General features: G+C 63.1%; 11 protein-coding genes and 1 pseudogene. 3 read left to right on the plus strand and 9 right to left on the minus strand.

All coding sequences use genetic code 11. From position 1 onward, the window contains the following. Positions 1 to 10: 10 nt before the first annotated feature. The 3 genes from AC3ANP_RS03250 to AC3ANP_RS03260 are packed head-to-tail and all read right to left on the minus strand — an operon-like array spanning position 11 to position 3,563. Positions 11 to 1,444 (minus strand): 2-hydroxycarboxylate transporter family protein, encoded by a 1,434-nt coding sequence (locus tag AC3ANP_RS03250; RefSeq protein WP_488331923.1) that lies wholly within the window; start codon positions 1,442 to 1,444, stop codon positions 11 to 13. Then, complete coding sequence (locus AC3ANP_RS03255) at positions 1,437 to 2,327, minus strand: hydroxymethylglutaryl-CoA lyase (protein ID WP_488331924.1); 891 nt, start codon at positions 2,325 to 2,327, stop codon at positions 1,437 to 1,439. Before AC3ANP_RS03255 ends, AC3ANP_RS03250 begins: the two co-directional genes overlap by 8 nt. Continuing rightward, positions 2,328 to 3,563, minus strand: coding sequence for a CaiB/BaiF CoA transferase family protein (locus tag AC3ANP_RS03260; protein WP_488331925.1), 1,236 nt, complete (start codon positions 3,561 to 3,563; stop codon positions 2,328 to 2,330). Positions 3,564 to 4,063: 500 nt separating this feature from the next. Between AC3ANP_RS03260 and AC3ANP_RS03265 the strand changes: the two genes are divergently transcribed. The 3 genes from AC3ANP_RS03265 to AC3ANP_RS03275 all read left to right on the plus strand — a co-directional run bounded on the left by AC3ANP_RS03265 (position 4,064) and on the right by AC3ANP_RS03275 (position 6,661). Then, the gene (locus AC3ANP_RS03265; RefSeq protein ID WP_488331926.1) at positions 4,064 to 4,885 is read left to right on the plus strand and encodes an amino acid ABC transporter permease; all 822 of its coding nucleotides are present in this window, start codon (positions 4,064 to 4,066) and stop codon (positions 4,883 to 4,885) included. Continuing rightward, positions 4,882 to 5,661: an amino acid ABC transporter ATP-binding protein gene (locus tag AC3ANP_RS03270; RefSeq protein ID WP_488331927.1), complete on the plus strand. Its 780-nt coding sequence runs from the start codon at positions 4,882 to 4,884 to the stop codon at positions 5,659 to 5,661. Before AC3ANP_RS03265 ends, AC3ANP_RS03270 begins: the two co-directional genes overlap by 4 nt. Positions 5,662 to 5,752: 91 nt before the next feature. After that, a complete protein-coding gene (locus tag AC3ANP_RS03275; protein WP_488331928.1) occupies positions 5,753 to 6,661 on the plus strand; it encodes an ABC transporter substrate-binding protein in 909 nt (302 codons plus the stop codon). Positions 6,662 to 7,106: 445 nt separating this feature from the next. Here AC3ANP_RS03275 and AC3ANP_RS03280 read toward each other — a convergent pair whose 3' ends face one another. The 6 genes and pseudogenes from AC3ANP_RS03280 to AC3ANP_RS03305 form a co-directional block, all read right to left on the minus strand. Further along, the gene (locus AC3ANP_RS03280) at positions 7,107 to 8,567 is read right to left on the minus strand and encodes an aldehyde dehydrogenase (NADP(+)) (protein WP_488331929.1); all 1,461 of its coding nucleotides are present in this window, start codon (positions 8,565 to 8,567) and stop codon (positions 7,107 to 7,109) included. A 99-nt stretch (positions 8,568 to 8,666) separates the two neighbouring features. Next, positions 8,667 to 9,452: an HpcH/HpaI aldolase family protein gene (locus AC3ANP_RS03285; protein WP_488331930.1), complete on the minus strand. Its 786-nt coding sequence runs from the start codon at positions 9,450 to 9,452 to the stop codon at positions 8,667 to 8,669. Positions 9,453 to 9,581: 129 nt separating this feature from the next. Beyond that, complete coding sequence (locus tag AC3ANP_RS03290) at positions 9,582 to 10,892, minus strand: MFS transporter (protein ID WP_488331931.1); 1,311 nt, start codon at positions 10,890 to 10,892, stop codon at positions 9,582 to 9,584. Between the two features lie 65 nt (positions 10,893 to 10,957). Further along, positions 10,958 to 12,055, minus strand: coding sequence for a zinc-binding dehydrogenase (locus AC3ANP_RS03295; protein ID WP_488331932.1), 1,098 nt, complete (start codon positions 12,053 to 12,055; stop codon positions 10,958 to 10,960). Positions 12,056 to 12,225: 170 nt separating this feature from the next. Then, on the minus strand, positions 12,226 to 13,002 hold the full coding sequence (locus tag AC3ANP_RS03300; RefSeq protein ID WP_488331933.1) for an IclR family transcriptional regulator: 777 nt from the start codon (positions 13,000 to 13,002) through the stop codon (positions 12,226 to 12,228). A gap of 128 nt (positions 13,003 to 13,130) precedes the next feature. After that, positions 13,131 to 13,268, minus strand: a pseudogene (locus AC3ANP_RS03305) (ABC transporter ATP-binding protein); the annotation flags it as partial. Positions 13,269 to 13,498: the final 230 nt, after the last annotated feature.

Here is a 13,498-nt window from a genome sequence, read left to right on the forward strand (position 1 = left end):
CGAAGGTTCCTTAGGTAAGGAACGGGACGATCAGGGAGGTGACAAAGAGGACGAGTGCGCCACCTAAGCGGTTTGTCAGGGCGGCGAAGGGCATAAGGTGCATTCGGTTGGCGGCGCTGAGGACAGAGACGTCTCCGCTGCCTCCCGTGTCTGCCATGACCAGGCCGGGCGTGATGGAAGCTTCTACGAAGTTGAACTTCACAAGCCATCCGAGGATGCCGGAGGTCAGGGTCGCGATGATCACGGTGCAGATCGTCAGGAGTATGAACAGGGGGTTGCTCAGCGAGGCGAGGACATCGGTGATGTTAATGTAAGTGAGACTCACGCCCACCAAGAGCGCGGGGACCAGGACGGCGCCCAGCAGATCACCCCAATCTGCCGTGGAATCCTCGACGTCTTGGGGAAGCAGCCCGAAGATCTTAAAGGCCGCCGCTGCGATGATGGTCCAGGCGTAAGGGTGCAGCCCCGGAACGAAAGCGCCCAGCAGATTCCCAAAGACGAACAGGCTGCCGGCGATCAGCAGGCCCTTTCCCAGTGCTATAAACGAGGATGCGTCGCGCTTGGCCGGCAGAGTGAGCTCGTCGGAACGACCCTTGATCCGCAGCAGCTGGCCGTGTCCGTTGAAGCCGACGAAAAGCTGCTTTTTGCGCTTCCCCAGGCCGTTGTAGATGCCGGCGATGAGGATGCAGACGACATTGGCCATGACGACGGCGGACATCAGGTCGCCCATGAAACTGGCGGAGTCGACACCGGTCTCGGAAGCGTACATTTTGGACATCGGCAGGGCCCCGACGCCGAGGCCACCCGCCATGATGGGCGCAGCCACGAAGAGGATGCCTTGAATGAACCCGAAGCCCGTACCGGCGGCGATGAGCCCCACTAGGACGAACGTAGCGATGAGGCACCCGACCACAGGTACCGCAAAACGTGGCCCTGCCTTCAGGAGGAGCGCTCGCGGCATGCCGAGGATGGAGCCGGCGATGATGCCAACCACAAAGAAGTCCAGGAAGCCGTGGCCGTCGATAAAGTTGCGGACCACTGTGACCAGGTTTTCCGGCATTAAGCCGAGGTACGCCAACGTGGCGGGGGCGAAGGTACACAGGATGGTAGGCAGCCCGAAGTCGCGAACCACCGGGAAGAGGTTGCCGATCCAAATGAAGAGTCCGCCAAGCAGGATGGTGGCGGCAAAACCAACCACTATGGTGTCCGGCAGGTTGCCTGTGATGGCAGCGATAAGAACCAGGGCGGCGAGGACGAGATAGAGCGGGGCGGGAAGGCTGGCGATCTTTGACCCGAGCCGGCCTGGGTAGTGGGTACCGGGCCGGGGGCCGGCCGTGCGGGCTACCGGATATTCGATGCCGACCACCGGGCCGGCGGTGGTTTCGCTCACGGCACTGTCTGCTCCGCCGCGGGCGCGTTCCGTGGTGCCTGTACCTTTAGACATCGTTGTCTCCATGCTTTGAATGAGAATTGGCAGCCGCCGGGGAATAGGCGACTACGTCGCGGGCGAGGCGAACAGCCTCCGCCAAGCGGTCCTCGTCGACACCAGTCTCGTGCCCAGCATCGTGCAGGTGCCTTACAAGCTCTTCGGTAGCTATGTTGCCATGGGCGCCCGGGGCGAACGGGCATCCTCCGTAGCCGCCGAGCGCCGCGTCAAAACGGAGGACGCCGGCATCCACTGCCGCAATGGCGGTCTCGAGGGCCTGTCCGTGCGCGTTGTGGAGGTGGAGAGAGTAACCCAGGTCGGGCTCGGCAGCACGGACTTCTCCCATGACGGCCAACACCTGCCCGGTCGGAGTGGTGCCGATGGTGTCGGCAAGGCCAATGTCGTGGATGCCCATCCCTTTGAAGGCACGGACAACCCGCAGGAGGTATGCCGGGTCAATATTGCCCTCGAACGGGCAGGTGAAAGCCGTGGAAATACCGGCGACAAAGCGCGTCTCCGGAAACCTGGCAACTGTAGCGGCCAGTCCGGCCAGGGCTTCCTCGATGGACTGCCCCGCGTTGGCGCTGCTGTGGGCCTGACTGGCGGAGGCAACCACCGCAACCTCCGTTGCACCGGCGCCCACCGCACGTTCGATACCCTTGCCGTTCAGGGCCAGGCTTGTGTAAGTGACGCCCACGGCCTTCGGCAGGGAGGAGATCACGTCGGCGGCGTCTCCCATCTGCGGAACCCGCTTCGGGTTTACGAAGGACGCAGCTTCGATCCGCTTGATGCCGGCGGCGATGAGTGCCTGGGCGACTTCCAGCTTGTGGGCTGTGGAGACGATGACCGGCTCGTCCTGGAGCCCGTCGCGCAGGAAAACGTCCGTGATTTGAACCTTCATTTAGCGAACCTCCTGCAGTCCAAGGGCAGCGATCGCGTCGGCGTCCATGCCGGCCAGTTCGCGCAGGACCTCCTCCGTGTGCTGTCCCAGCTCCGGACCCATCCACTTAACCTGGCCCTGGTGGCCCGGGATCTTGGGTACAACGCCAGGAAAACGAATCAGTTCGGGTTCCTTGTCGATGACAACTTCGTGGGTCTGAATCATGTCCCGCGCCAGATAGTGCTTGTCGACGGCGATGCTGGGTGCGTCGTAGACCGGACCAGCGGGAACGCCGGCTTCGTCCAGCTTGTCGAGCACCTCGCTAAGGGGCAGGCTTCCCGTCCAGGCCGAGATCGCGCCGTTCAGTTCTTCTTCACGTCCGCCGCGTGCTTCGGTGGTGAGCAGACTTTCGTCCTCGGCGAGATCACCGCGGCCGATGGCCGTCATGAGGCGGACGAAGACAGAGTTCGAGTTGCCCCCGATGACCACCTCAAGGTTGTCCTGGCAGAGGTAGGAGCCCGTGGGTACGACGCCGGGGAGCGCGCCGCCGGTTCGCTTACGGATCATGCCGTAGGCGTCGTAGTCGGGGACGAGAGATTCAAGCAGACTGAAGATGCCTTCGTAAAGCGCCACGTCCACGACCTTGGCCGTACCGGCGTCGATTCCGCGGGCCTTCTGGAACATCAGCATCAGGGCCCCGATAACGCCGTAGAGACCGGCAACGGTATCGCCCATGCTGGCTGCGGCACGGCCGGCAGGGCGGTCCGGTTCGCCGGTGATGTAGCGCAGGCCGCCAAATGACTCCGCGGAACTGCCGAACCCGGCGCGGTTCTTATAAGGGCCGGTCTGCCCGTAGCCGGAGATCCGCACCATAATCATCTCGGGATTGAGTTCCTGCAGAATGTCGGGGCCCAGGCCCCACCTTTCCAGCGTTCCCGGCCGGAAGTTCTCGATGACGACGTCACAGTGGGCTGCAATCTTTTTTACTGCCTCGCATCCGGCTTCTGAGCGCAGGTCCAAGGCAACAGACTTCTTATTCCGGCCGATCGTGCGGAACAGCATCGATGTAGTGCCGCGGGTCTTGCGCCAGTCGCGCAACTCGTCACCGCCCTGGGGCTTTTCGATCTTTATGACCTCGGCACCGAAGTCACCAAAAAGACGTGCCGCGAAGGGCGCCGCGATGAAGCTGCCAAGCTCCAGCACGCGTATGCCTTGGAGCGGGAGGGTGTTTCCCTCCAGATGAAGTTCCTGCGTCATGTCATTCCCTGCCTGCGTCGTGGAGCGCAATATTCCCACTGTATGGGAGCTATATATCATTGGGCGGAGAAACAATAGCAGTGCTTCACTGTGACCGCAACGCCGACCGGCGTCTCATGCACCCAGGCCGGAGGGACGGTCGCGCCAGCCTGGGGCGGGGTTGAATGCATGGGCGGCATCAGGTTGCGCGTGTCTTGCATCACTGCTACTGTCTGGTCGCCAAATGACACACGCTTCCCATTCAGTGGGAATTGCGGCGTGAATCGACAACGAGAACCAAGCCCGATGGGCCGCTGGGACCCTCGCTGGTAGCGGCGAAGAACACGGAATGGGCGCACCGTTGCGCCCCTCAACCGGCGAATTATTCACAACAGAAGTATCCGGAACAGGAGAACCATGAATCACGTCCGTTTCGGACTGAGGGGGGCCCGACCATGACGCAGATCCTCCACCGGCGCCAGGTGAAGACCCAGAGGAGCCCGCAAGGGGCACCGGCGCCCATGAGGTCGGTAGGAGTTAAGCCCTGGGGTCAGTGGGCCGCCGCCGCCGCCGTCGCCGTCCTGCTCGCGAACGTCCTGGTCTCGCTGGCCAAAAACAAGAATATTCACTACTCCACTGTCGGGGACTTCCTCTTCTCGCAGCCTGTCCTGGAGGGGCTGTACAGGACGTTCACCCTTTCGCTCATCAGCATGCTCGTGGGCGTGTTGCTCGGCGTCCTCATCGCACTCATGAAGATGTCCCGTAACCGGGTCCTGGAAGGCATCGCTTCCGGCTACGTCTGGTTTTTCAGGGGTGTGCCGTTGCTCGTGCAAATGCTCGTTTGGGGCAACTTTGCACTTCTTTTCCCGCAGCTAGGGATCGGGATCCCCTTCACGGACATCATGTTCCTCCAGGTCAAGACGAACAGTGTCATCGTGCCGTTCGTCGCAGCCTGCCTCGGGCTCGGGCTCCACGAAGGGGCTTACATGGCCGAGGTGGTGCGCGGTGGCTTCCTCGCGGTCGATCGCGGCCAGCAGGAGGCCGCAGCCGCAATCGGAATGAAGCACAGCATGATGATGCGCCGCATCGTCCTGCCCCAGGCGATCCGGGTGATCATCCCCGCCACCGGCAACCAGTTCATCTCCCTCGTGAAGGCCAGTTCCCTCGTCTCGGTTATTGCCGGCGGCGAACTCCTAACCGCCGTCCAAAACATTTCCGCCTCCAACTACCAAACCATCGAGCTGCTGTTCGTCGCCAGCTTCTGGTACCTGGTGTTCGTGACCGTGCTCAGCATCGGTCAGTTCTTCCTCGAAAAGCGCGCCTCGAAAGGCCATGTGCGATGACCGAAATCTCTCCCAAACCGATGGCCGAGGCGATCGGCATCCATAAATCCTTTGGTCCAGTGCACGTCCTCAAGGGTGTCGACCTGCAGATACCGGACGGCAAAGTCGTCTGCATCATCGGCCCGTCCGGCTCCGGCAAGTCCACGTTCCTGCGCTGCTTCAACCGTCTCGAGCAGCCGGACAACGGGGAAATTTGGGTCAAAGCCGAGCTCATGGGCTACCGCAAGGACGGCGAGCTCTACCGCGACCTCTCCGATGGTGAAGTGGCCAGACAGCGCCAAAACATCGGGATGGTATTCCAGCACTTCAACCTGTTCCAGCACATGACCGTCCTCGAAAACATCATCGAGGGGCCCGTCAGAGTCAAAGGCATTCCCCGGAGTGCGGCCATCGCCCATGCAGACGAGCTTCTTAGGCGGGTCGGGCTCACCACCCACCGTGACCACTATCCGATTCAGCTCTCGGGCGGCCAGAAGCAGCGCATCGCGATCGCGCGCGCGCTGGCCATGCGGCCGAAGCTCATGCTTTTCGACGAGCCCACATCTGCACTCGACCCGGAGCTCGTCGGAGAGGTCCTGGACGTCATGAAGGAGCTCGCCAAGGAGGGGATGACCATGCTCGTGGTCACCCATGAGATGGGCTTTGCCCGCGAAGTAGCTGACGAACTCGTGTTTATGGACGGCGGAGCCGTCGTCGAGCGCGGAACCCCGGAGGAGGTCCTGGGCAATCCCCAGCAGGAGCGAACCCGCAAGTTCCTCGCAGCCGTCAAGGCCTAACGCCCGCGGAGTGATCCTCCAGGCATCCGAACCAACACCAACCACGCATTAACCAGAGAGGCTGACAATGTCGTCAAAGAAGAAGAACAGCGTGCTCACCGCAATTACCGGCCTAGCGGCGGTCGCGATGATGCTGACAGGCTGCGGCGGAAGTTCCCCGGCCGACGCCGCCCGCCCCGCGGAGAGCGGAAGCGCCGCAGACCCAGCGATCCGCGACCTGCTGCCGAAGAACATTAAGGACGCGGGCGTGATTCGGAATGCCATGCCGGTGAACCTGCCGCCATACGCGTTCAAGAAGAACGGCACTGAGCTGACGGGTCTCATCCCCGAGCTCACAGCAGCCGTCGGGAATGTGCTCGGTGTGAAGTTTGAGGCGGTGGATACAGCCTTCCCCGGAATCGTCCCAGCTCTTAAAGCGGACCGCGCGGACCTCGTCTGGTCCGTCATGACGGACTCACCAGCCCGGGAGAAGGACCTCGACTTCGTCAACTACTTCCTCGCCCCGGCCGGGTTCATGGTCCCCAAGGGAAACCCCAAGAACATTCACTCGATCGACGACATCTGCAGTCTTCAGATCGGTACGCTCCGCGGGAACTCGAAACTCCCGGCACTGGAGGAACAGGGTAAAAAGTGCGAAGCAGCGGGCAAGCCGACGGTGAGCGTCAAACTTTACGATGAGACCGGCGCCGGACAAACCCAGCTGCGCTCGGGGAACATTGACGCCTGGTTTGGCGGAGTCACTGAACAGGAGTACCTCGCCCAGGCGGTGGACAACGGCTCGGTGTTCGAAGTAACCGACGCCAAGGTCGGCCACACCGCCTATGGCGTCGGCGTGCTCAAAGGCAACGACGCGCTCGTGAAGGCCGTACAGGCGGCCACGGTCAAAATCATCAACTCCGGCGAGTACGACAAGATCCTTGCCAAGTGGAACGCCAAGGCCGGCGCGCTCAAGGTCGACGGAGTTGTGGTCAACGGTGCCGGCAAGGGCATCTACGAGTAACGTCGGGCAGCCGCACCCGGCACCGCGCGATGCTGCTCTCCATAGTCGGGGGAAGTTCGCGGCGCGCCGGTGGCTAAGTCCCCGGATGTGACGGGCGAGGGCCTCTCGCATCGTTTGAGTGATCCCACTCCAACGATGCATGAGGCCCTCGTCTTTTTGCCAACCCTTCTGCGCGAGCTGCCGGTGGGTGCGGTCACTTCCTCACACGGAAGCCACGCCGTGAGGCACTTCGAAGCGAGCTGGCAGCCGGTTATGTGGAGCACCGAGCCCTGCGAAGACTGGCGCTGATGCTATCAGGACGACCTGCTGGGATGACGGCAAGGGGTGCTGGAGGCTGCGCAGACCGTCGACCGCCCAGCGCCTCCCGGTAGGGCCGGAGGGCGAATGCGCGACGGCGGGAGGTCCCGCCGTCGCGCATCGCTCCGCTAAGTGCGCCGTGACGGGACTATTCGCCGCGAAGCTGACCGTTGATTCGAAGTGGGACGCCCAGCGGGCTTTCGTCCCTGATGGCCTCCGGCAGCAGATGCTGGGGGAACCCCTGGTATGCCACCGGGCGGAGGAAACGCGTAATGGCGGCGGTCCCCACGGACGTGCTCTGGGAAGCCGATGTCGCCGGGTAAGGGCCGCCATGCTGCTGAGCGTAGGTGACGGACACGCCGGTAGGCCACTGGTTCCACAGGATGCGTCCAGCGCGTTTGGCCAAAAGCTGCAGGAGGTCCTGCACGTCGTCGTCAGCCTCGCCGTGAACGGTCGCCGTCAACTGCCCTTCCAAGACACGGGCCACAGCGATGAGCTGAGCTTCATCCTGGTAGGTGACCACGAGGGATGCCGGACCAAAGCATTCGGCTAGCAGCGTGTCCGGATCCCGAAGGAGGTCCTCGACAGTGGTGGCGAGAATTGCGGACGTGGGGAGCTGGGCGGCTGTACCGGGGGTTTCAGCGAGTACTTTTACGCCTGCGTGGGACACCAATTGCGTGAGAGACTCGCTGAAGCCCCTCGAGATGCGGTCATTGAGTAGCGGGCCAGGTGCCGGCAAGGACTGGGAGCTGAGGTGGGCCAGAATGTCGGATTCCTCGGGCACCAGCAGCACGCCTGGCTTCGTGCAGAGCTGGCCGGCGCTGGAGGTGACAGAGCCGATGAACCCCTGGGCAATCTCCTCCCCCCGGTCCGCGGCGGCGGAGCGCGTGACGAAGACGGGGTTGACGCTGCCCATCTCGGCGAAGAAGGGAATGGGCTCGGGACGTGAATTTGCCAAGTCCAGCAGCGCCCGGCCAGCCGAAATTGACCCGGTGAAAGACGCTGCCTTCACGCGCGCATCAGTGAGTGCGCTCCTGCCGGCGTCGGTCCCGAAAATTAGGGAAAAAAGGCCGGAGGGTGCGCCGGCTGCTGCTAGGGCGCCAGTGATGACCCTGCCGGTGGCTTCTGATAGGTCAGGGTGACCGGAGTGAACCTTGAGCACCACTGAACAGCCGGCCGCCAGGGCCGACGCGGTGTCTCCGCCCGCGGTGCTGAAAGCGAAGGGAAAGTTGCTCGCTGCGAAGACAACCACGGGACCAAGCGGTATGAAGACGCGCCGCAGGTCGGGACGAGGGGCCCCCATGGGCCACTGTGCGTCAGCGGGGTCAATTCGCGCTTCAAGGTAGGAACCCTCGGCGAGGACTTCTGCGAAGAGCCTCAACTGGAACGTCGTCCGCTTAAGCTCGGACTGGAGCCGTGCTTCCGCGAGGTGAGTCTCGCGCTGGGCGATCGGGATCAGGTCCGAGGCTGCCTCGCCCAGGGCATCTGCGACTGCCGACAGGGCTTTTCCGCGGGCAGAGGGCGACGTCGCGGCCCATTCATCGGATGCCGCGGCGGATGAAGCCAGGATTTTTTCGAGTTCATTCGGTGTAGTTTGCGGGAAGGCCATGGGTTTAGCTCCAATTCAGGGTGTTGATTCGGCAGGACATCTGGTTGCATGGCGACGCCGGCCTAGTTCATTCGTTAGTGGCGCTCTTGGCGCGAGCGGCTAGGCCTTCGCCTCGGTCAGCCGGCCGGCCGCGGCGGCTTCCAGTTCCACGAGGTCGGTAGCGACCGTGACGAAGGTGAACCCCTGCTGCACACGACGCCGGGCCGTGGCCGCATCCAAGGTGTGGATTCCGGCGATCTTCCCGGCTGCCTCGACGGCAGCGAGGACGCGCTTCAGCCCCTCCTCCAGGGAGTTCTCGACGTCGGGGTCAAGTGGGTACCGTCCGCCGAGTGCCAGCGAAAGATCGTAGGGTCCCACGTAAATGCCGTCCAGATCGTCCACGGCGCAGATCTCGTCCAGATTGGCAAGTGCCTCTGCCGTCTCCACCATCACCAGCACGAGCACGGCGTCGTCCGCCTCGGCTGGCGTTGGACCAATCCGAACCCCGGAGCGCATCGGGCCGAAGGAGCGTTGCCCGGTTCCGGCCGCACGGGGATAGCGAGCTGCAGCCACTGCGGCTCTGGCCTCCTGGGCGTTGTTGATCAGCGGGACGATAACTCCGCGGGCGCCGGCATCCAAGGCACGGCCAATGGCGGCTGCGTCATTCGCTCCCACACGCACGACTCCGGCCGCCCCATGGCCAGCATCGATAGCCATCAGATTCTGCAGAATGCCTGCATATCCCATCAGCCCGTGCTGGGCGTCCAGGCACACGTAGTCGTATCCGAGTCGGGCGATCCGTTCGTTGGACGCCGGCGCGTCTAGGACGGACCAGAACCCGAAGATCGGCTGCTTGTCCTTCGCACGCCTTATTGCCTCGGCTGCGGGGTGGGTGGTTGCCGTCACTGAATTTGCTTTTCTCTGGGGGCGCCGGCACTGGTGTCGTCCCGTTGCCGTTTGGATGGGTGGATGGCTAGGTGCGCTCGGGATGGTCCCTGCGGGCGGAGCAGCCTTGGCGGCTCCGCCCGCAACCGGTTAGTCCAGTTCCTGGTTGTGCCGATCCTTGGAGAAGGACACTGCCACAAGCGAGACACAGCCGCAAACGATCACGAAGATGCCAACCGGAACAAAGCTCCCGCCGTAGGCGGCCATGAGCGCAGTGGCGATCAGAGGTGCCGGGCCGCCTGCGATGGCTGCGCCGAACTGGTATCCCAAGGAGGCGCCCGTGTACCGCACGTCCGGCGTGAAGCTTTCGGCAATCAGCGTTCCGAGGATGGAACCATAAGTGGGCCAGATGATGGTAAACCCGAAGAAACACGCGATGGCGAGGTGCAAAACCGACTGCTGATTGATCAGCCAGAGGTACGGCAGGATGAACACCATAACGGCTACTGTGCCGGCCAGGAAGACCTTCTTGCGCCCTATCCGGTCCGACAGGGCACCGGCCGCAAGCATGGACGGAACTCCGAGCACCGCTGTGATGAGGAGTGTGGTGAGGACCTGGCTGCGCTCATATCCGAGCGATACGGCGTAGGACACGGTGAACGTGGCGAAGATGAAGAACGTGGACGTCTCGATAACCTTCGCCCCCATGGCGATCAGGACTGCGCGCCAGTGGTGGCGGAGCGTCTCGACGAGCGGAACGCGCTTTTCGTTGCCCTCTGCCTTTACCTTACGGAACGACGGCGTTTCATCCACGCGGTGGCGGATCCACAGGCCGACACCGAGCAAGACGGCGGACAGAAGGAACGGGATGCGCCAGCCGAAGGTGAGGAACTGCTCCTTGGGGAAGATACTGTCAGCAAAGACCGTGGCAATATTGCCCAGGGCCAGGCCCAGAAGAGCGCCGGTCTGGGGAACGGCGCCGTAGAATCCTCGCTTTTCCTTGGGAGAGTACTCAACAGCCAGGAGCAACCCGCCGCCCCATTCGCCGCCCAAGGCCAGCCCTTGCATGAGTCGCAGGACGGTCAAGAGGATCGGCGCCCAAACACCGATGGCAGCGTAAGTCGGCAGCAGACCCATGGCCACAGTGGCAACGCCCATAAGACTCAGCGTGACGACGAGCGTCTGCTTGCGCCCGATACGGTCACCGATGTGGCTGAAGATCACCCCGCCGAGCGGGCGGACCAAGAAGGCGAGGGCGAAGGTTGCGAGGGCGAGAAGCTGACTGACTGTGCCGTCCGCGGACGGAAAGAACAGCGGTCCGAAGACTATGCCGGACATGGTTCCGTACAGGAAATAGTCGTACCACTCGATGGTGCTGCCGACCGCACTGCCCCACAGGGCCCTGCTTCTATCCTTCTTCGTTACGGTGAGGGCAGGTGCTAGTTTTGTTTGAGTTTCCAAGATGATTTTCCTATTCCAACGCCACTGTTGAATATCAAATGAGGGCCGCTACTTGAAGACAGCGGCTAGTTTGGGACTATGACCGAGCGGCCGACGGACCCCGAACTGAGGTCAACGAGCGCTTCCTGGACCTGATCCAGCCGGTAGGTTTCTCCGAGCAGCTTGTCCAGCGGGAGTCTGCCGGAGCGGTACAGCTCTAGAATTTGCGGAACCTGCACCCAAGTGTTTGATGAGCCGTACAGGCTGCCCTGTAATGATTTTTCGGACTGCACCAGGTTGTTAAGCGGCACGTTAACCACATCGTTGGGGTTACCCAGCCCGACTGCGAACGTGGTTCCTCCGGTGCGCAGGCTGGCCATGGCCTGCTGGATGGTGGCCTGTTTCCCGATGGCTTCGATGACCCAGTGGACGCCGTCACCGGTAATGTCCTTCACCGCTGCGACGAGATCTTCCGTGCTGGAATTGATTGCGTGAGTGGCGCCGAGTTCCAGTGCCTTATCGAGCTTGTCGTCCGCGATGTCGGCCACGATGATGGGCGAGGCACCCACGAGTTCCGCGCCGATCACGGCAGAAAGTCCGACTCCGCCGGCACCGATGATCAGCACTCCCTGGCCGGCGGCGCCCGTCATCCGGTTCAGGACAACACCCATGCCGCTGATGACCGCGCAGCCGACGATGGCTGCGATCTCCGAGGGGATGTCGTTGGGGATCTTGATAATCGACTCTTGCGACACCACGCACGCCTCGGCGAAACAGGAGACACCCATCAGGTGGTGCACCGGGTCACCGCCAAGCGAGAGCCGGGTGCCTCCTCGAAGGAGGCCGTTCGACTCCCCGTGCACGCTGCCTTGAACGCAGAGCGCCGGTTTGCCACTGGAACAAAACTCGCACTGCCCGCAACGCGGACGCCAGGTCAGCACCACTTTGTCCCCCGGCCGGACGGAACTGACGCCCGGACCGATTTCTTCTACGATGCCCGCTCCCTCGTGGCCAAGCACGATCGGTGTCCGGCAGGCAAGGTCACCCTTCGTGTAATGCAGATCGCTGTGGCACACGCCGGCCGCCTCGATCCTCACCCGCACCTCGCCCGGGCCTGGGGCGGCCAGGGCAAGATCTACCACGCTCAGCGGCTCATTGGGTGCACGCATTACGGCAGCTTTCACCGTTTCTCCTTCATAGTCTGAACCCGTCAGGACTGCGGCTGTGATCCGCGTCATTCGGAGCTGGTTCCGAAACTATGGGTGAGTAGATCAGGTGGCGTCAAAACATCGTCCCGCTCACCGAGACACCAAATCAGGCTCCGGGGTGGCCGCGTGGATTTGGTTACAGGCCGTCAGAGCTGGCCGAGGAATGTGCTGGCGCGCAGCTGCCGGTTCAGTCCAAGCGTGGCCGCCTGAACGGCCGGGCCCACCAACCTCATGTCGATCGTTCCCACGGGCGCGGTGATGGAAATTGCGGCGATGGGCGAGGAGTCGCCGCGGAGCAGTGGGCTCGCGGCGCAGGCCAGCCCTGGACTGGACTCTTCCTGCTCGTAGGCGATTCCTTGGTCGCGTACCGTTACCAGCTCGGCGCGGAGCGCCTCTTCGGTAGCCAGCGTGTTGGGGCCGATTTTCCGCATGCCGCCTGCGAGGGCCCGCTCAAGCACGGCGTCGCCGGAGAACGCCAGGAGTGCCTTGCCTCCAGCTGTGGCATAGGAAGCCACCCTTCCGCCGACCCTCGACGGAATTACCAGATCGGCATGCTTGCCGCGGAGGATTTCGATGTAGACAACGTCCGACCCATCGAGGACTCCCAGTTGCACGGTCAGCCCCGTCGCCTGGCGAAGATCGGCCATGGTGGCCAGCGCCATCCGCCGAAGATCCTTGGGCTTTTGCGCCAACTGGCCCAGCTCGAAGCACTTGATGCCGACCCTGTACCCGCCCGGGGTCCGCTCCAGAAAATCGAAGTCCACCAGATCCCGGACGATGCGTGCGATGGACGCCTTCGGCAGGCCAACGCGCCGGGCTATTTCGGACGCGGACAGCTCCGGCTCTTCCGGTCGAAAGGCGCCGACGACCGCCGAAATCCTGGCAATCATGGACGATGGGCTGTCTCGCTCAGTAAGACGCATGGTCGAAGTATGGAAGAACCGGCGTGCGGATTCAAATTGCTAGTCGCGGCCACGAGCCCGGCGCAGTGCGGCAACGATTTCACGGACCGCGCACGTCGCCTTCGTCGCCTCCAGGATTTCCGCCTCGGAAGCGCCGCGTACGCGCCACCCGCCTCCAGCAGTGAAGCATGATTCCCCTGCTCGACGATCTGGCCGGTTTCCATCACCAGGATGAGGTCGGCGTCGCGGATGGTGGAGAGGCGGTGGGCGATGACGAATGACGTCCGGTCGGACGGCCGGGCCGGGAACACCGCCCGCGCAATCGTCAGCAACGGCTTTCCCCAGGGATTTATCGAACCGGTCCACGTACGTCGCCTTCGCCGCCTCCAGGATCTCGGTTTCCGTAGCGGAAGGCCGGCCGTAGGCGATGTTGTCCCCGATGGCCCCCCGAACAGCCAGGTATCCTGCAGCACCATGCCATCCGTCAGCGCAGCTCGTGGCGGGACTTCGCGGCGAC

The sequence above is a fragment of the Arthrobacter sp. JB02-1C genome (assembly GCF_057748045.1).

What these genes read in the sequence shown, in the direction of transcription:
- AC3ANP_RS03250 (WP_488331923.1), bottom strand. Translation starts at nt 1,444, where the DNA reads ATGTCTAAAGGTACAGGCACCACGGAACGCGCCCGCGGCGGAGCAGAC.
- AC3ANP_RS03255 (WP_488331924.1), bottom strand. Translation starts at nt 2,327, where the DNA reads ATGAAGGTTCAAATCACGGACGTTTTCCTGCGCGACGGGCTCCAGGAC.
- AC3ANP_RS03260 (WP_488331925.1), bottom strand. Translation starts at nt 3,563, where the DNA reads ATGACGCAGGAACTTCATCTGGAGGGAAACACCCTCCCGCTCCAAGGC.
- AC3ANP_RS03265 (WP_488331926.1), top strand. Translation starts at nt 4,064, where the DNA reads ATGAGGTCGGTAGGAGTTAAGCCCTGGGGTCAGTGGGCCGCCGCCGCC.
- AC3ANP_RS03270 (WP_488331927.1), top strand. Translation starts at nt 4,882, where the DNA reads ATGACCGAAATCTCTCCCAAACCGATGGCCGAGGCGATCGGCATCCAT.
- AC3ANP_RS03280 (WP_488331929.1), bottom strand. Translation starts at nt 8,567, where the DNA reads ATGGCCTTCCCGCAAACTACACCGAATGAACTCGAAAAAATCCTGGCT.
- AC3ANP_RS03300 (WP_488331933.1), bottom strand. Translation starts at nt 13,002, where the DNA reads ATGCGTCTTACTGAGCGAGACAGCCCATCGTCCATGATTGCCAGGATT.